General features: G+C 67.8%; 15 protein-coding genes, 1 tRNA gene, 1 other RNA gene and 1 pseudogene. 9 read left to right on the plus strand and 9 right to left on the minus strand.

Going from position 1 to position 15,833, the window contains the following annotated elements; translation table 11 throughout:
• Nucleotides 1-11: 11 nt before the first annotated feature.
• Both leuA and AWB95_RS19685 read left to right on the plus strand, forming a co-directional pair.
• On the plus strand, nucleotides 12-1,820 hold the full coding sequence (gene leuA / locus AWB95_RS19680; RefSeq protein WP_084707105.1) for a 2-isopropylmalate synthase: 1,809 nt from the start codon (nucleotides 12-14) through the stop codon (nucleotides 1,818-1,820).
• Between the two features lie 9 nt (nucleotides 1,821-1,829).
• Entirely contained in the window at nucleotides 1,830-2,168 is a 339-nt protein-coding gene (locus AWB95_RS19685; RefSeq protein WP_062539995.1) for an SHOCT domain-containing protein, read from the plus strand.
• Between the two features lie 13 nt (nucleotides 2,169-2,181).
• Here the strand turns inward: AWB95_RS19685 and AWB95_RS19690 are convergent, their stop codons facing one another.
• Nucleotides 2,182-3,171 carry a DEDDh family exonuclease gene (locus tag AWB95_RS19690; protein WP_062539994.1) on the minus strand — a complete coding sequence of 330 codons (990 nt, stop codon included), beginning with the start codon at nucleotides 3,169-3,171 and terminating at the stop codon, nucleotides 2,182-2,184.
• 243 nt (nucleotides 3,172-3,414) lie between these two features.
• Here AWB95_RS19690 and AWB95_RS19695 point away from each other — a divergent pair, with 243 nt between their 5' ends.
• Together AWB95_RS19695 and AWB95_RS19700 are read left to right on the plus strand one after the other, a co-directional pair.
• Complete coding sequence (locus AWB95_RS19695; protein WP_085168548.1) at nucleotides 3,415-4,638, plus strand: Mur ligase family protein; 1,224 nt, start codon at nucleotides 3,415-3,417, stop codon at nucleotides 4,636-4,638.
• On the plus strand, nucleotides 4,635-5,330 hold the full coding sequence (locus AWB95_RS19700) for a type 1 glutamine amidotransferase (RefSeq protein WP_269745700.1): 696 nt from the start codon (nucleotides 4,635-4,637) through the stop codon (nucleotides 5,328-5,330). Before AWB95_RS19695 ends, AWB95_RS19700 begins: the two co-directional genes overlap by 4 nt.
• On the opposite strand, the pseudogene AWB95_RS19705 reads toward AWB95_RS19700, so the two are convergent.
• The 3 genes and pseudogenes from AWB95_RS19705 to AWB95_RS19715 all read right to left on the minus strand — a co-directional run bounded on the left by AWB95_RS19705 (nucleotide 5,327) and on the right by AWB95_RS19715 (nucleotide 7,229).
• A pseudogene (locus AWB95_RS19705) lies at nucleotides 5,327-6,173 on the minus strand (hypothetical protein). The gene AWB95_RS19700 and the pseudogene AWB95_RS19705 sit on opposite strands and share 4 nt — an antisense overlap.
• Nucleotides 6,174-6,280: 107 nt before the next feature.
• Nucleotides 6,281-6,892: a recombination mediator RecR gene (gene recR, locus AWB95_RS19710; RefSeq protein ID WP_062538227.1), complete on the minus strand. Its 612-nt coding sequence runs from the start codon at nucleotides 6,890-6,892 to the stop codon at nucleotides 6,281-6,283.
• A 1-nt stretch (nucleotide 6,893) separates the two neighbouring features.
• Nucleotides 6,894-7,229 carry a YbaB/EbfC family nucleoid-associated protein gene (locus AWB95_RS19715; protein ID WP_083134475.1) on the minus strand — a complete coding sequence of 112 codons (336 nt, stop codon included), beginning with the start codon at nucleotides 7,227-7,229 and terminating at the stop codon, nucleotides 6,894-6,896.
• A gap of 134 nt (nucleotides 7,230-7,363) precedes the next feature.
• Between AWB95_RS19715 and AWB95_RS19720 the strand changes: the two genes are divergently transcribed.
• A complete protein-coding gene (locus AWB95_RS19720) occupies nucleotides 7,364-8,077 on the plus strand; it encodes an Rv3717 family N-acetylmuramoyl-L-alanine amidase (protein ID WP_062538229.1) in 714 nt (237 codons plus the stop codon).
• Here AWB95_RS19720 and AWB95_RS19725 read toward each other — a convergent pair.
• Nucleotides 8,074-8,511, minus strand: coding sequence for an SRPBCC family protein (locus AWB95_RS19725; protein WP_062538230.1), 438 nt, complete (start codon nucleotides 8,509-8,511; stop codon nucleotides 8,074-8,076). The genes AWB95_RS19720 and AWB95_RS19725 overlap by 4 nt on opposite strands.
• Nucleotides 8,512-8,592: 81 nt before the next feature.
• Here AWB95_RS19725 and AWB95_RS19730 point away from each other — a divergent pair, with 81 nt between their 5' ends.
• Nucleotides 8,593-9,972: an FAD-binding oxidoreductase gene (locus AWB95_RS19730; RefSeq protein WP_062538231.1), complete on the plus strand. Its 1,380-nt coding sequence runs from the start codon at nucleotides 8,593-8,595 to the stop codon at nucleotides 9,970-9,972.
• The gene (locus tag AWB95_RS19735) at nucleotides 9,969-11,285 is read left to right on the plus strand and encodes a class I SAM-dependent methyltransferase (protein ID WP_062538232.1); all 1,317 of its coding nucleotides are present in this window, start codon (nucleotides 9,969-9,971) and stop codon (nucleotides 11,283-11,285) included. The genes AWB95_RS19730 and AWB95_RS19735 overlap by 4 nt, the downstream gene beginning before the upstream one ends.
• A 2-nt stretch (nucleotides 11,286-11,287) precedes the next feature.
• Here the strand turns inward: AWB95_RS19735 and AWB95_RS19740 are convergent, their stop codons facing one another.
• The 3 genes from AWB95_RS19740 to ffs form a co-directional block, all read right to left on the minus strand.
• Nucleotides 11,288-12,982, minus strand: a complete 1,695-nt coding sequence (locus AWB95_RS19740) for a DNA polymerase III subunits gamma/tau (protein ID WP_062538233.1) — start codon at nucleotides 12,980-12,982, stop codon at nucleotides 11,288-11,290.
• Nucleotides 12,983-12,992: 10 nt separating this feature from the next.
• Entirely contained in the window at nucleotides 12,993-14,288 is a 1,296-nt protein-coding gene (locus tag AWB95_RS19745) for an aspartate aminotransferase type Ic (protein WP_099539651.1), read from the minus strand.
• 30 nt (nucleotides 14,289-14,318) lie between these two features.
• An RNA gene (ffs, locus tag AWB95_RS19750) (signal recognition particle sRNA small type) lies at nucleotides 14,319-14,413 on the minus strand.
• Between the two features lie 107 nt (nucleotides 14,414-14,520).
• On the opposite strand from ffs, the gene AWB95_RS19755 reads away from it, so the two are divergent.
• Together AWB95_RS19755 and lucA are read left to right on the plus strand one after the other, a co-directional pair.
• Nucleotides 14,521-14,606, plus strand: a tRNA-Ser gene (locus AWB95_RS19755).
• A gap of 72 nt (nucleotides 14,607-14,678) precedes the next feature.
• Entirely contained in the window at nucleotides 14,679-15,431 is a 753-nt protein-coding gene (lucA, locus tag AWB95_RS19760) for a lipid uptake coordinator LucA (protein ID WP_062538235.1), read from the plus strand.
• A gap of 57 nt (nucleotides 15,432-15,488) precedes the next feature.
• On the opposite strand, the gene AWB95_RS19765 is transcribed toward lucA, so the two are convergent.
• The gene (locus tag AWB95_RS19765; RefSeq protein WP_062538247.1) at nucleotides 15,489-15,821 is read right to left on the minus strand and encodes a DUF732 domain-containing protein; all 333 of its coding nucleotides are present in this window, start codon (nucleotides 15,819-15,821) and stop codon (nucleotides 15,489-15,491) included.
• Between the last annotated feature and the right edge of the window lie 12 nt (nucleotides 15,822-15,833).

A 15,833-nucleotide genomic window follows, 5' to 3' on the forward strand; every position in this document is an offset into this window, starting at 1 on the left:
GAGCAATCACCGTGACCAGCTTTCCCCCCGACTCGCCTGACGCTTTTTCGGCCAGTCGCACCATCACCAAACCCGCCGGCGCACCCAACCCCGGCCAGCCCGCCTGGAACACCCAGCGCGGATCGGCGATGCCGATCCGCCGGTACCGCCCATTCGCCGACGAAGTCGAACCCATCCAGCTGACCGATCGCACCTGGCCGGACCGCGTCATCACCAAATCACCGATGTGGTGCGCGGTCGACCTGCGCGACGGCAACCAGGCGCTGATCGACCCGATGAGCCCGGCCCGCAAGCGCCGCATGTTCGACCTGCTGGTGCGGATGGGCTACAAGGAGATCGAGGTCGGGTTCCCGTCGGCCAGCCAGACCGATTTCGACTTCATCCGCGAGATCATCGAGCAGGGCGCGATTCCCGACGACGTCACGATCCAGGTGCTGACCCAGTGCCGTCCCGAGCTGATCGAGCGCACTTTCGTCGCCTGCGAAGGCGCACCGCGGGCGATCGTGCACTTCTACAACTCGACGTCAATCCTGCAGCGGCGCGTGGTTTTTCGCGCCGACCGGCCCGCTGTGCAGGAGATCGCGGTACAAGGCGCCCGCAAGTGCGTCGAGGAAGCAGCGAAATACCCTGGCACGCAATGGCGATTCGAGTACTCGCCGGAGTCCTACACGGGCACCGAACTGGAGTACGCCAAGCAGGTCTGCGACGCGGTCGGCGATGTCATCCAGCCGACGCCGGACAACCCGATCATCTTCAACCTGCCGGCCACCGTGGAGATGGCCACGCCCAACGTGTACGCCGACTCGATCGAGTGGATGAGCCGGAACCTAAAGCGGCGTGACGCCGTCATCCTCAGCCTGCATCCGCACAACGACCGCGGAACTGCTGTTGCCGCAGCCGAATTGGGCTACCAGGCCGGCGCGGACCGGATCGAGGGATGCCTGTTCGGCAACGGCGAGCGCACCGGCAACGTCTGCCTGGTGACGCTGGGACTGAACCTGTTCTCCCGCGGCGTGGACCCGCAGATCGACTTCTCCAACATCGACGAGATCCGTCGCACGGTGGAGTACTGCAACCAGTTGCCCGTGCACGAACGGCACCCCTACGGCGGCGACCTGGTCTACACGGCCTTCTCCGGCAGCCACCAGGACGCCATCAACAAGGGCCTGGACCAGATGAAGGTCGACGCCGACGCCGCCGATACCGACGTCGAGGACATGCTCTGGCAGGTGCCGTACCTGCCGATCGACCCGCGTGACGTCGGGCGCACCTACGAGGCGGTGATCCGGGTCAACTCGCAGTCCGGCAAGGGCGGGGTGGCCTACATCATGAAGGCCGACCATGGGCTGGCGCTGCCGCGGCGGCTGCAGATCGAGTTTTCCCAGGTGATCCAGAAGATCGCCGACGGCGAGGGCGGCGAGGTCTCACCGAAGGAGATGTGGGACGCGTTCGCCGAGGAGTACCTGGCCCCGGTGCGGCCGCTGGAGCGGATGCGTCAGCGGGTGATCGCCTCGGAGGTGGACGGCGGCACCGACCGCATCGAGGCCGTCGTCAAGATCGACGGGACCGAGACCGAGATCAGCGGCGCCGGCAACGGCCCGCTGGCGGCGTTCGTCGACGCGTTGAGCCACATCGGCTTCCACGTGCACGTCTTGGATTACTCCGAGCACGCGATGAGCGCCGGCGAGGAGGCGCAGGCCGCCGCCTATGTGGAAGCCCGCATAGCCGACCGCACGGTGTGGGGCGTGGGTATTGCGCCGTCGATCACCACCGCGTCGCTGCGCGCCGTCGTCTCGGCGGTCAATCGCGCATCGCGTTAGGAGCCGAGGATGCTGCACACGTTCTGGGACTTCTTGTGGTCGGCGATCGTAGCGTTCGCATTCATCGCCTACCTGCTGATCCTGTTCAACATCATCGGCGACCTGTTCTGGCGTGACCACCAAACCTCGGGCGGCGTCAAGGCGCTCTGGGTGATTTGTCTGATCCTGTTCCCGTACCTGACGGCGCTGATCTACCTGATCACCCGCGGGGGGAGCATGGCCGCCCGGGCGCGGGAAGCCGCGGGGCCGTCGCCGGCGCAGGAGATCGCCCATGCCAAGGAGTTGCTTGACGCCGGAGCCATCACCCCGGCCGAGTTCGACGCGCTGAAAGCGAAGGCGCTGGACTAAAACCGCCGGCCAATCAGAACAACGCGAACTGCTCGCCGACATCTTCGGGTTCGGCGAAGTCCTCGACACCGGTGCCGCCGACGACGGCACCGACGCTCTCCATGAACTGTGCGTCGGACACCATCGGGACGCCCAGTTCGCGGGCCTGATAGCCCTTGCCGTGTTCGGGCCGGAGCTCGTTGCAGACCACCAGCGACGTGTCGGGGTCGACAGCGTCGGTGTAGGCCAGCCCGGCGTGCAGGATCCGCTCGACCAATTCCTCATGGGTGCGGGTGCATTCGGCGGCCAGCGCCACCCGCATGCCCTGCACCAGCGGCCGGCCCCGCACATACGGCCCAGGGTTGAGATACGGGCAGGGCATCCGGGACGCCAGCATCTTCAGCGGCCGCAGCTCCTCGTGGGTGACGCGGCCGTTGGGCCAGCGCCGACGGGTGACCGGCCGCACCGGCAGCCACACGTCGCGCTCGCGTGCCCGCTCGAGTGCGGCGCCCAGCACCCGGGTGAGCACCATCGCGTCGTCGAACGCGTCGTGCGGCCGGCGCTGGGCCACGCCCCAATGCGCGGCCAGCGTCTCCAACCGCAGGTTGTCGATGCCCAGCCCGAGCCGCCGGGCCAGCTCGACCGTGCACATGACGGTGTCGATGGGCAGCTCGGCGTCGGTGATCTCGGCCTCGGCGGCCAGGAAGGAGTAGTCGAACGCGACGTTGTGCGCGACCAGCGTGCGGCCGTCGAGCACTTTGACCACGTCGTCGACGATGTCGGCGAACTGGGGCTGGTCCTCGAGCATTTCGGCGGTCAGGCCGTGCACGTGGGTGGGGCCCGGATCGACCCCGGGATTCAGCAGGCTGACGACCGACTGCTCGACCCGCCCGTCGGCATCGAGGGCGAGCGCCGCGAGGCTGATGATCCTGGCCTGGCCCGGCCGGAAGCCCGAGGTTTCGACATCGATGACGGCCCAGCCGGTGCCGGGTTCATCGGCTGGCCGACCCCAGATCGTCCCCATAAAGGGAGGATGGCACGGCAGACCGACATCGCCGGTTCGCTGCGCGACGTGTCGCGACTTTAGTCAACGAGGCCGACCCGCAGCGCCCGGCGCAAGCGCCGCGCTTGCGATCGACCTAAACTCCTGAGGCCGACCCGCAGCGCCCGGGGCAAGCGCCGCGCTTGCGATCGACCTAAACTCCTGAGGCCGACCCGCAGCGCCCGGCGCAAGCGCCGCGCTTGCGATCGACCTAAACTCCTGCGGGTGATTACCGCCCGAGGACGTCTCGCCCTGGCCGCCGGAGCAGGCGCGCGGTGGGCGTCGCGGGCCACCGGTCGCGGCGCCGGCGCCATGATCGGCGGCCTGGTGGCGATGACGCTGGACCGCTCGATCCTGCGTCAACTGGGGACGGGCCGGCGCACGGTGATCGTGACCGGAACCAACGGCAAGTCGACGACCACCCGGATGACCGCGGCGGCGCTCGGCACCCTCGGCGCGGTCGCCACCAACGCCGAGGGCGCCAACATGGACGCCGGCTTGGTGGCGGCGCTGGCGGCCCGGCGCGACGCCGGGTTGGCGGCGTTGGAGGTCGACGAGATGCACGTCCCGCACGTAGCGGATGCTGTCGACCCCAGCATCGTCGTCCTGCTCAACCTGTCCCGCGACCAGCTCGACCGGGTCGGCGAGATCAACGTGATCGAACGGACGCTGCGGGCCGGGCTGGCCCGGCATCCGTCGACGGTGGTGGTTGCCAACTGCGACGACGTGTTGATGACGTCGGCCGCCTACGACTGCGCCCATGTGGTGTGGGTGGCGGCGGGCGGTGGCTGGGCGGCCGACTCGGTGAGTTGTCCCCGCAGCGGCGAAGTGATCGTCCGCGACGAGTCGCACTGGTATTCCACGGGCGCGGACTTCAAGCGGCCAAGCCCGCAGTGGTGGTTCGACGACGAGATGCTCTACGGCCCCGACGGTCTGGCGTTGCCGATGCGGCTCGCGCTGCCGGGCGCGGTGAACCGGGGCAACGCCGCCCAGGCGGTGGCGGCCGCTGTCGCGCTCGGGGCCGACCCGGCCGCGGCGGTGGAGGCGGTGTCTGGTGTCGACGAGGTCGCGGGCCGGTACCGCACAGTGCGCGTCGGCGACCACGATGTCCGGGTTCTGCTGGCCAAAAACCCGGCCGGCTGGCAGGAGGCGCTGTCGATGGTGGACAAGCACGCCGCCGGGGTCGTCATCGCGGTCAACGGACAGGTGCCCGACGGCGAAGACCTGTCTTGGCTGTGGGATGTGCGCTTCGAGCACTTCGAGGACACCACCGTCGTCGCGGCCGGCGAGCGGGGTACGGACCTGGCGGTGCGCCTCGGGTATGCGGGCGTGCAGCACAGCTTGGTACACGACACTGTCAAGGCCATCGCGTCATGCCCCCCGGGACGGGTCGAGGTCGTCGCCAACTACACGGCGTTTATACAGCTGCAGCGAAGGCTTGCGCGGTGACCGTCCGCATCGGGTTGGTGCTGCCCGATGTGATGGGCACCTACGGCGACGGCGGCAACGCCGTGGTGCTGCGGCAGCGGCTGCTGTTGCGGGGCATCACCGCGGAGATGGTCGAGATCACGCTGGCCGACCCGGTGCCCGAATCGCTGGATCTCTACACGCTGGGCGGGGCCGAGGACTATGCGCAGCGTCTGGCGACCAGGCATTTGGTCAAGCACCCGGGGCTGCAGCGCGCCGCTGCCCGCGGCGCGCCGGTGCTGGCGATCTGCGCGGCCATCCAGGTGCTCGGGCAGTGGTATGAGACGTCGGCCGGGGAGCGGGTCGACGGCGTCGGCCTGCTCGACGCGACCACCTCGCCGCAGGCCAAGCGGACCATCGGCGAGGTGGTCAGCAAGCCGCTGCTCGACGGGTTGACCCAGCCGCTGACCGGCTTCGAAAACCACCGCGGCGGGACAGTCCTCGGGCCGGCGGCGAAGCCGTTGGGCGCGGTGCAGAAAGGCGCCGGCAACCGCGCCGGCGACGGGGTCGACGGCGTCGTGCAGGGCAGCGTGGTCGCCACCTACATGCATGGGCCGTGCCTGGCCCGCAATCCGGAGCTGGCCGACTATTTGCTGAGCCGGGTCGTCGGGGACTTGCCGCCGCTGGAGTTGCCCGAGGTGGAGTTGCTGCGCCGCGAGCGACTCCGCGCCTAAGGCCGCCATCCGCGGGAGAGCAACGCGGCGCGCACCCGCCTGATGACGTCTTCAGCGGTGTCCCCGGCAATCACCCGAATAACGATCCAGCCCATCGCTTCGAGCTTGCGCAACCGTCTCTGATCCTTGCGATATACACGGCGGTCGGTGCGGTGGTGATCGCCGTCGTACTCGGCCGCGACTTTGTACTGCTCCCAACCCATGTCGAGCAGGGCAAACAGATGCCAGTTCTCGTGCACCGGTATCTGCGTGGTGGGAGTGGGCAGTCCCGCGTCGATCAGGAGCAGCCGCAGCCAGGTCTCCTTGGGTGATGCGGAACCGCCGTCGACTAGTGGCAGCGCCGTCCGCAGCCGCCGCAAACCCCGGGCACCCGGGTGTCGCTTGGCCAGCAACAGCACGTCTTCGATCGAGAATGGCGTTGCGTGCATCAACGCGTCCATGCGGGCGACGGCCTGGTCGCGCGGCAGGTGACGGCCCAGGTCGTACGCGGTGCGCGCGACGGTGGTGACCGGCAGACAGGCGACGCGGGTGAGCTCGTCGTCGCCCAAAGCCTCGTCGCGCGCGATCACTCCGGCCGGCGGACGGGTGCAGTTCCAGATCACCTCGATCGGTATGTCGTCGTCGACCCATGCGGCGCCATGCAGTGTCGAGGCGGCGATACCGGCGATCACCCCCCCTGCGCTGCGACCGAAGCCAGGCGCCCTCAATCCGGTCGCGAAGCCTGACCTCGTGCCGTGACGGCACATACACGTCGCGAAAAATTGCCCGGTGCCATCGACGCAGCTCGTGCTCCGTGAGTCTGCCCTGGGCGACGGCTTCGCTGCCCAAAAACACCGTCCGCATGGCGACATGCTGGCAACCGCCACCGACATGGCACCGAGCCTGCAGTTAGCGAGCAGAAGTGCGAGTGGACCCCACGGTAACTACAGGCTCGGCGCAACGCGCCAGCCTCACGCCATGGCGCGGCGACCGGTCAGAGCGCGCCCCAGCGTCAGCTCGTCGGCGAATTCCAGATCCCCGCCCATCGGCAGCCCGGAGGCTATCCGCGTCACGGTCAGTCCCGGGATGTCGCGCAGCATCCGCACCAGGTAAGTCGCCGTCGCCTCGCCCTCGGTATTGGGGTCGGTGGCGATGATCACCTCGGTGATGTCGACCCCGTCGACCTGCTCGCCGATCCGGTTCAGCAGCTCGCGTATCCGCAGCTGCTCAGGCCCGACTCCGGACAGCGGGTCCAACGCCCCGCCCAGGACGTGGTAGCGGCCGCGGAATTCGCGGGTGCGCTCGATGGCCTGGACGTCTTTGGGCTCCTCGACGACGCACACCAACGAGCCGTCGCGGCGCGGGTCGGCGCAGATCCGGCACCGCTCGTCGTCGGAGACGTTGCCGCAAACCGCGCAGAACCGCACGCCGTCGCGGACCCTGGCCAGCACCGCGGTCAGCCGGTCGATATCGGCCGGTTCGACGGACAACAGGTGAAAGGCGATGCGCTGTGCGCTCTTCGGCCCGATCCCCGGCAGCTTGCCGAGCTCGTCGATCAGATCCTGGACCGGCCCCTCGAACAAGTCAGGACCCCGGCATACCCAGCGCGCTGCCCATCCCGCCGGCCAGTGGGCCGAGCTGCTCCTGCGCCATTGTGGTGACCTGCGCCGAAGCGTCGGCCAGCGCGCCGACGATCAGGTCCTGCAGGGTTTCGACGTCGTCGGGGTCGACGACCTTGGGGTCGATCTTGACCGCGACCACCTCACCGCTGCCCTTGACGGTGACCTCGACCAGGCCCCCGCCGGCTTTGCCGTGCACCTCGGAGTTGGCGAGTCGCTGCTGAGCGGCCATCAGCTGTTGTTGCATCTGCTGCGCCTGAGCGAGCAGCGCCGACATGTCGGGCTGGCCTCCGGGTTGCATGACAGTCCCCTTGCGTCTTGGTCTCGACTTGGTTTCTTCCACAGCCATCTGGCGGTTCGAAACACCAAGCGTAGACGCCGCCGAGCTACCGTGGCGCGGTGCGCGTACCAGTTTGCCTGCGTGTCGGGATCGCGATGGCGGTCGTTGCATTCGCTGCCGGACCGTCGCCCGCCACAGCGGCCCCCACCAGCATCGCCGGCATGATCGTCTTCCTCGACCCCGGCCACAACGGCGCCAACGACGCCTCGATCGGCCGCCAGGTGCCAACCGGCCGCGGCGGCACCAAGGACTGTCAGGCCAGCGGGACCTCGACGAACAGCGGCTATCCGGAACACACCTTCACCTGGGACACCACGCTGCGGATCCGGGCCGCGCTCAACGCACTGGGCGCCCGCACGGCGCTGTCCCGCGGCAACGACAACACGCTGGGCCCCTGCGTGGACCAGCGCGCCGAGATGGCCAACTCATTGCACCCCAACGCCATTGTCAGCATCCACGCCGACGGCGGTCCTCCGACGGGCCGGGGCTTCCACGTCAACTACTCAGCCCCGCCGCTCAACCAGGTTCAGGCCGGGCCGTCGGTGCAGTTTGCCCGAATCATGCGCGACCAGCTGCAGGCCTCGGGCATCCCGCCAGCGACCTACATCGGCCAGAACGGCCTCTACGGGCGCTCCGACCTGGCCGGGCTGAACCTCGCGCAGTATCCGGCCGTCCTCGTCGAATGCGGCAACATGAAGAATCCCGCCGACTCGGCGCTGATGGAGACCGAGGCCGGCCGGCAGAAGTACGCCGACGCCGTCGTCAAGGGCATCGCGGGTTTCCTGGGCAGCCAGGGCCGGGCCAGCTAAGCCTCGAGCTCCTTCTTCAGGTTGGCCAGTACCTCGGACTGAATCTTCTTGAGCCCCAGCGGCGCGAACGTCTTCTCGAAGAAGCCCTTCACCCCGCCCGCGCCGGTCCAGGTGGTCTTGACGGTGACGCTCGACCCCGATCCCGCCGGGGCCACCGTCCAGTTGGTGACCATCGACGAGTTGGCGTCCTTCTCGATGACGGCGTGGCCGGCGACGTCGACGCTGGCCTGCACGTCCCGGACACGGGATTTCGTGGCCTGCAGCTTCCATTTGGCGACCGTGCCCTGCCCCTGACCGCCCTGCACCACCTGGTAGTCGCTGTAGTGCGAGGACAGGATCTTCGGGCGGACTTCGCTGTAGTCGGCCACCGCCTTCAACACGGCTTCGGGCTGCGCGTTGATCAAGACCGTACTGGCCGCGCTGACCTGTCCCATCAGGCAAGACTCCTTTGCTGTGGATGTACTGACACCGCGCGCCGCACGCTGCGACCGCCGCTGTCGGGGACTAGGGTATATGTGGTGCCTGTCCCCGAAGCCGCACTGGAGGTCCACCGGGCGGGCGTCGAGCGGTTGTTGGGGAGCTATCGCTCCATTCCCGCGACGGCGTCCGTCCGCCTTGCCAAGCCCACCTCGAATTTGTTTCGGGCGCGGGCCAAACGCACTGCGCCCGGGTTGGATACGTCGGGTCTGACCAATGTCATTTCGGTTGACCCGGAAACCCGCACCGCCGACGTGGCCGGCATGTGCACCTACGAAGACCTGGTCGCCGCAACGCTGCCGTACAGCCTGTCGCCGCTGGTGGTGCCGCAGCTGAAGACCATTACGCTCGGTGGCGCGGTGACCGGCCTGGGTATCGAGTCGGCGTCGTTCCGTAACGGCTTGCCCCACGAGTCGGTGCTGGAGATGGACATCCTCACCGGTGCTGGCGAATTGCTCACCGCATCGCCCGGCCAGCACCCCGACTTGTATCGAGCGTTCCCCAATTCCTATGGCACGCTTGGCTATGCGACGCGGCTGCGGATCGAGCTGGAGCCCGTCAAACCCTTCGTGGCGTTGCGGCACATCCGCTTTCACACGCTCAGCGACATGGTCGTGGCCATGGACCGCATCATCGAAACCGGTGGTTTCGACGGCGCGCCGGTCGACTACCTCGACGGGGTGGTGTTCGACGCCGACGAGAGCTACCTGTGCGTCGGGGTGCGGACCAGCACGCCCGGACCGGTCAGCGACTACACCGGCCAGGACATTTATTACCGCTCGATCCAGCACGACAGCGGCGTCAAAGAAGACCGGTTGACCATCCACGACTACTTCTGGCGCTGGGACACCGACTGGTTCTGGTGCTCCCGCTCATTCGGCGCGCAAAATCCACGCATCCGTCGCTTCTGGCCGCGGCGCTACCGACGCAGCAGCGTCTACTGGAAGCTGGTGGCGCTGGATCAGCGGTTCAACATCGCAGATCGGATCGAGAAGCGTAACGGCCGACCGCCGCGGGAACGGGTGGTGCAAGACATCGAGGTGCCGATCGAACGGACCGAACAATTCCTGGCGTGGTTCCTCGATAACGTGCCCATCTCGCCGGTCTGGGTGTGCCCGCTTCGGCTGCGCGACCAGGACGGCTGGCCCCTGTATCCGATCCGGCCGGGCCGCACCTACGTCAATGTGGGCTTCTGGTCTTCGGTGCCGGTCGGTGCCACCGAGGGCGCGACGAACCGGCTGATCGAGACCACGGTGAGCGAACTCGAGGGCCACAAGTCGCTGTACTCGGATTCCTATTACACCCGCGAGGAGTTCGACGAACTCTACGGCGGCGAGGCCTACAAAACGGTAAAGAAAACCTACGACCCGGATTCGCGTCTTCTCGACCTCTACGCAAAGGCGGTGCAACGGCGATGACGACGATCAAAGAGACCAGGGCACACACTTCGACCAACGGCAAGTTGAGCCTGGCCGAGATCTTGGCGATTTTCACCGAAGGCGGCCACCAGCCGCTGAAGTTCACTGCCTACGACGGCAGCAGCGCCGGTCCCGACGACGCCGTGCTGGGCCTGGATCTGTTGACGCCGCGCGGCACCACCTACCTGGCCACCGCGCCCGGTGAACTCGGGTTGGCCCGCGCCTACATCTCGGGCGATCTGGACGTACGGGGCGTCCACCCGGGCGACCCGTACCCGCTGCTGAAAGTGCTGGCCGACAAACTCGACTTCAAACGACCTTCACCGCTGGTGCTGGCCAACATCGTCCGCTCGATCGGGTTCGAGCGTCTGGTGCCGATCCCGCCGCCGCCGCAGGAGGCGTTGCCGCGCTGGCGTCGGCTCGCAGAAGGCTTGCGGCACAGCAAGACCCGCGACGCCGAGGCCATCCACCACCATTACGACGTCTCCAACACCTTCTATGAGTGGGTGCTCGGCCCGTCGATGACCTACACCTGCGCGGTCTATCCCGACGCCGAGGCCACGCTGGAGGAAGCGCAGGAGAACAAGTACCGGCTGGTGTTCGACAAGCTGCGGCTACAGCCGGGTGACCGGTTGCTCGACGTCGGCTGCGGCTGGGGCGGCATGGTTCGCTATGCCGCCCGCCACGGTGTCCGCGCCATCGGCGCCACGCTGTCCGCCGAGCAGGCGAAGTGGGCGCAAAACAAGATCGAGGAAGAGGGCCTTTCCGACTTGGCCGAGGTGCGCCACTCCGACTACCGCGACGTCCGCGAGACGGGCTTCGACGCGGTCTCGTCGATCGGGCTGACCGAGCACATCGGAGTGAAGAACTACCCCGCATACTTCGGCTTCCTCAAGTCCAAGCTGCGCACCGGCGGACTGCTGCTCAACCACTGCATCACCCGCCACGACAACAGGTCGAAGTACAGCGGCGGCGGTTTCACCGACCGCTACGTGTTCCCGGACGGGGAGCTGACGGGCTCGGGCCGCATCATCATCGAAATCCAGGACGTCGGCTTCGAGGTGCTGCACGAGGAGAACTTCCGGCACCATTATGCGATGACGCTGCGCGACTGGTGTGCAAACCTGGTGGCGCACTGGGACGAAGCCGTCGACGAGGTGGGGCTGGCGACCGCCAAGATCTGGGGACTGTACATGGCCGCCTCGCGAGTTGGCTTCGAGCACAACAAGATTCAGCTGCACCATGTGCTGGCCAGCAACGTCGACGCGCGCGGCGACGACGACTTGCCGCTGCGGCCCTGGTGGAGGCCGTAGCGCTACCCGTTTTCTATTCGGCGGGCGCCCAACTCGTTCTGCAGCAGTTCCAGCGCGGCCTCTTCGGGGTCGCGCCGCGGCACCGACACATCGTCCTGGCCTGCTTCGGCAAGCATGCTGTCTTCTTCACTGGGTGCCGCGGCCGGCGGATCGCTGAGCGTCGGCGCACCCGGCTCGCAGCGCACTCGCCAGTCGACGCCCAGCGCGTCTTTGAGCGCCTCGGCGATGACGTCGGCGTTGCGTTGTTCGCACAGCCGCTTGGCCAGCGGCGCCGACTCGTGCGTCAGTACCAACGTGTTGCCCTCGACCGCGCGTACCGTCGCCCCGGCCAGCATCACCTCGGTGGTGCGGCTGCGCTGACGGACCTTGTCACGCACCGTCGGCCACAGGGTTCGCACGGCGGCCGCACTCGGTTCGCCTGCGCCGGGCGGCGGCGCCGATGGCGGTGCCGGAGGAGCAGCGACGGGCTCGGGTGTTGGATCACGCTGCGGCTCAGTGGGTTTCGGTCGGGGAGTCGGCCTGGCGGGCGCGGCGGGAATTGACATGTCCAGCCGGGTCTCGATCCGCTCGACCCGCTGTAGCAGCGCCGATTCGGTGTCGCTGGCCGACGGCAGCAGCAGCCGCGCGCAGATGACTTCCAGCAGCAGCCGCGGCGCCGTCGCACCGCGCATCTCCCCCAGCCCGGCCTGCACCACCTCGGCGTAACGGGTCAGCGTCGCCGCGCCGAGGCGCACCGCTTGATCGCGCATCCGGTCCAGCACGTCTTCCGGCGCATCCACCACCCCACGTGCGGCGGCGTCCGGAACCGCTTGCAGCACAAGCAGATCACGGAACCGCTCCAGCAGGTCGGTGGCGAATCGCCGGGGATCGTGCCCGGCGTCGATCACCGATTCCACCGCCCCGAACATCGCCGCCGCATCACCGGCGGCCAGCGCGTCGACGGCGTCGTCGATCAGCGCGACGTCGGTGGCGCCGAGCAATCCCAGCGCCCGCTGGTAGTTCACCCGGTTGCCGTCCGCGCCGGCCAGCAGCTGGTCGAGCACCGAGAGCGTGTCACGCGGTGAGCCGCCGCCGGCACGAATCACCAACGGGTACACCGCCTCGTCGGCGACGACACCTTCCTGCTCGCAGATGCGCTCGAGCAGTGAACGCATGGTGCGCGGCGGCAACAGCCGGAACGGATAGTGATGGGTGCGCGACCGGATGGTCGGCAACACCTTCTCCGGCTCGGTGGTGGCGAACACGAAGATCAGGTGCTCGGGCGGCTCCTCGACGATCTTCAGCAGCGCGTTGAACCCTGCCGTGGTGACCATGTGGGCCTCGTCGACGATGAACACCCGGTAGCGCGACTGGGCCGGCGCATAGAACGCCCGGTCCCGCAGTTCGCGGGTGTCGTCCACGCCGCCGTGGCTGGCGGCGTCGAGCTCGACGACGTCGATGCTGCCGGGCCCGTTGGGCGCCAGCGCCACGCAGGAGTCGCAGACCCCGCACGGCGTGGCCGTCGGCCCCTGCTCGCAGTTCAGCGACCGGGCCAGGATCCGCGCCGACGACGTCTTGCCGCATCCCCGCGGGCCGGAGAACAGATACGCGTGGTTGATCCGGCCCGCCGCCAGCGCGGTGGACAGCGGCTCGGTGACGTGCTCCTGCCCCACCACCTCGGCAAAGGTTGCCGGTCGGTACTTGCGGTAGAGGGCCACGGTCAGGAGGCTACCGACGCGGTCCGACGTCGGCGCGGCTCAGCAGAGACTCGGTGGCGGCGAACAGCGCGCAGGTCGCCAGCCCGTCGATCGCATTGCGCAGGTCAGGTATCGACGGGAATGTCGGCGCGATCCGGATGTTCTTGTCGTCCGGGTCTTTTCGATACGGGAACGACGCGCCCGCCTCGGTCACCGCGATACCCGCGTCTTTGGCCAGCGCGACGGTGCGCCGGGCCGTGCCGGGCAGCACGTCGAGGCTGACGAAGTAGCCACCCTTGGGCTCTGTCCACGACGCGATCTTGGAATCCCCCAGCCGCTTTTCCAGAATCTCGGCCACGAGCGCGAATTTCGGCGCCAGGATCTGCTGGTGGCGCAGCATCTGCAGGCGCACCCCGTCGGCGTCGCCGAAGAAGCGCAGGTGCCGCAGCTGGTTGACCTTGTCCGGGCCGATCGACTTCTTGCCGGCGTACTGCAGATACCAGGCGATGTTGCCCAGCGATCCGCCGAAGAAGCTGACCCCGGCGCCGGCGAAGGTGATCTTCGACGTCGACGCGAAGACGTACGGCCGGTTGGGGTTGCCGGCCGCCGCCGCCAGCCCCAGCACGTCGATTTGGCGGACAAAGTCCAGCGTCAGAGTGTGCACGGCGTAGGCGTTGTCCCAGAATAACCTGAAATCGCTTGCGGCCGTGCGCATTTGGACTAGCCGTCGAACGGTCTCCCAGGAGTAAGTGACCCCCGTGGGGTTGGCGAACACCGGCACCGTCCACATTCCCTTGATCGCCGGGTCGACGGCGACCAGTTCCTCGATCAGGTCGACGTCGGGTCCGTCGTCGCGCATGGGAATCGGGATCATCTCGATGCCCATGGTCTCGGTGATCGCGAAGTGCCGGTCGTAGCCGGGGACGGGGCACAGAAACTTGACCTTCGGCTCCCGAATCCATGGCCGCGGGGAGTCCACACCGCCGTGCAGCATCGAGAAGACGATCACGTCGTGCATGAACTCGAGGCTGGCGTTGTTGCCCGCAATCAGGTTGGGCACCGGAATGCCAAGCAACTCGCCGAAGATGGCCCGCAGTTCCGGCAGACCGTGCAGGCCGCCGTAGTTGCGGGTGTCGGTGCCTTCCTCGTCGCGGTAGTTGTCGCCGGGCAGGGAAAGCAACGCGTTCGACAGGTCGAGCTGCTCGGGCGCCGGCTTGCCGCGGGTGAGGTCGAGGCTCAGCTTCATCGCCTGCAGTTCGGCGTACTCCTGCTGGTGGCGCGCGTGCTGGGCCGCGAGTTCCTCACGGCCGAGTGAATGAAACGACACCATGCGCCTTTCACGTCAACGCCGTGGAATGTGGGGGGACCCCGCGCACCCGCTAGAGCCCGTTGACCCTTGCTGCCTTCCGGCCCTGGGGGAGTTCACAGGATAAACGCCGCGCGGGGTCCACGGCGAGTCTAGTACCCGGGTTGCGAGAAGCTGCCTCGGCGGTGTTGATTGCCCACCGCCTCCTCGGGTCGTCGACGACCCGCATCGTCACCGGGCTACCATGACCGACGGAGGATTCGCCTAGTGGCCTATGGCGCTCGCCTGGAACGCGGGTTGGGTTAATAGCCCTCGCGGGTTCAAATCCCGCATCCTCCGCACTCGGTCCGCGGCGCGGCCAGGCACGACGGTCGCAGTCTGGTCGCCCCGGACCACAGCTTGAGGAGGGGTATGGGCCGCACGGCCGCCACGCTCTGGCACGCGTCGTTCTCGATTGCTGCCGCTGTCCTCTATTTCGTCTTCGTGTTGCCGCGCTGGTGGGAGTTGATGGGCGACACCTCGCACGCGCTGGGCACCTCGCTACGCATCGTCACCGGCGTGGTGATCGCCCTGGCCGCGTTGCCCGTGGTGTTCACGCTGTTGCGGACCCGCAAGCCCGAGTACGGAACTCCGCAGCTGGCGTTGAACCTGCGCACAGGGTCGATCGTGGCGCACGTGCTGGCCGGTGTGCTGATCGTCGGCACCGCGATCAGTGAGATCTGGTTGAGCCTCGACAACGTCGGGCAATGGTTGTTCGGAATCTACGGCGCCGCCGCCGCGATCGCGGTGCTGGGCATCGCGGCGTTCTACCTCTCGTTCGTCGCCGAATTGCCGCCGCCACCACCGAAACCGATCAAACCCAAGAAGCCGAAACGGCGTCTGCGCCGCAAGCGCAAGGAAGAAGCGGAGACGGACGAGGCGGAGGCCGACGAGGCCGAGAAGGTCGAGGAGTCCGAAGAAGAGTCGGGCGAGACCACGGTAGAAGCCGGCGAGCCCGAGTCGACGGCCGAGGAACCAGAGTCTGCCGCCGACGAGTTACCGGCCGCCGACGACACCGTCGCGGCCGAGGAACCCCGGGGTGGGCTGCGCAACCGCCGACCGAGCGGTAAGTCGTCGCGCCGGCGCAGGCGCTCGCGCGGCGGGATCGCCGTCGAAGATAAGTAGGGCTATCGGACTCGCCAGCCCTTCCATATGCTGAGCGAGTGCCCAACAGCGTTGGACCTAGGTTCCCGGAATGTTCTGCAGCTTGGGTGCGAGGTCGGGGCAGTAGAAGCTGATGGCGGAGCCGAGGAATTGGTACGTCTGCACCTGAGTGGTGCCCCGCGGCAGGTTGTGGGACAGGAATCGGGCCGATGCGGCAGCGTCAGGGTCGACGCCGTCGCCGAGCCGCCGGCAGGCGATCTTGGCGATGTACGGGTTGTAATCGTGCGGACCGTAAATGCCGTAGCTGTTGATCTGGTAATTGAAGTCCGTGTCGGGGTCGGCATGTGCCGGCGCGGCCAGGCCGACCGCAACGGCAATGGCGGCGACCGGGGCAAGCCTCGCTACATTCATGGGCTGGATGCT

The sequence above is a fragment of the Mycobacterium celatum genome (assembly GCF_002101595.1).
GTDB classification, from domain to species: domain Bacteria; phylum Actinomycetota; class Actinomycetes; order Mycobacteriales; family Mycobacteriaceae; genus Mycobacterium; species Mycobacterium celatum.

Excerpts from the sequence above, each read along its gene's own strand:
- lucA (WP_062538235.1), top strand. The coding sequence starts at position 14,679 with ATGGGCCGCACGGCCGCCACGCTCTGGCACGCGTCGTTCTCGATTGCT.
- AWB95_RS19725 (WP_062538230.1), bottom strand. The coding sequence starts at position 8,511 with ATGGGACAGGTCAGCGCGGCCAGTACGGTCTTGATCAACGCGCAGCCC.
- AWB95_RS19765 (WP_062538247.1), bottom strand. The coding sequence starts at position 15,821 with ATGAATGTAGCGAGGCTTGCCCCGGTCGCCGCCATTGCCGTTGCGGTC.
- AWB95_RS19720 (WP_062538229.1), top strand. The coding sequence starts at position 7,364 with ATGGCGGTCGTTGCATTCGCTGCCGGACCGTCGCCCGCCACAGCGGCC.
- AWB95_RS19690 (WP_062539994.1), bottom strand. The coding sequence starts at position 3,171 with ATGGGGACGATCTGGGGTCGGCCAGCCGATGAACCCGGCACCGGCTGG.
- AWB95_RS19715 (WP_083134475.1), bottom strand. The coding sequence starts at position 7,229 with ATGCAACCCGGAGGCCAGCCCGACATGTCGGCGCTGCTCGCTCAGGCG.
- AWB95_RS19735 (WP_062538232.1), top strand. The coding sequence starts at position 9,969 with ATGACGACGATCAAAGAGACCAGGGCACACACTTCGACCAACGGCAAG.
- AWB95_RS19685 (WP_062539995.1), top strand. The coding sequence starts at position 1,830 with ATGCTGCACACGTTCTGGGACTTCTTGTGGTCGGCGATCGTAGCGTTC.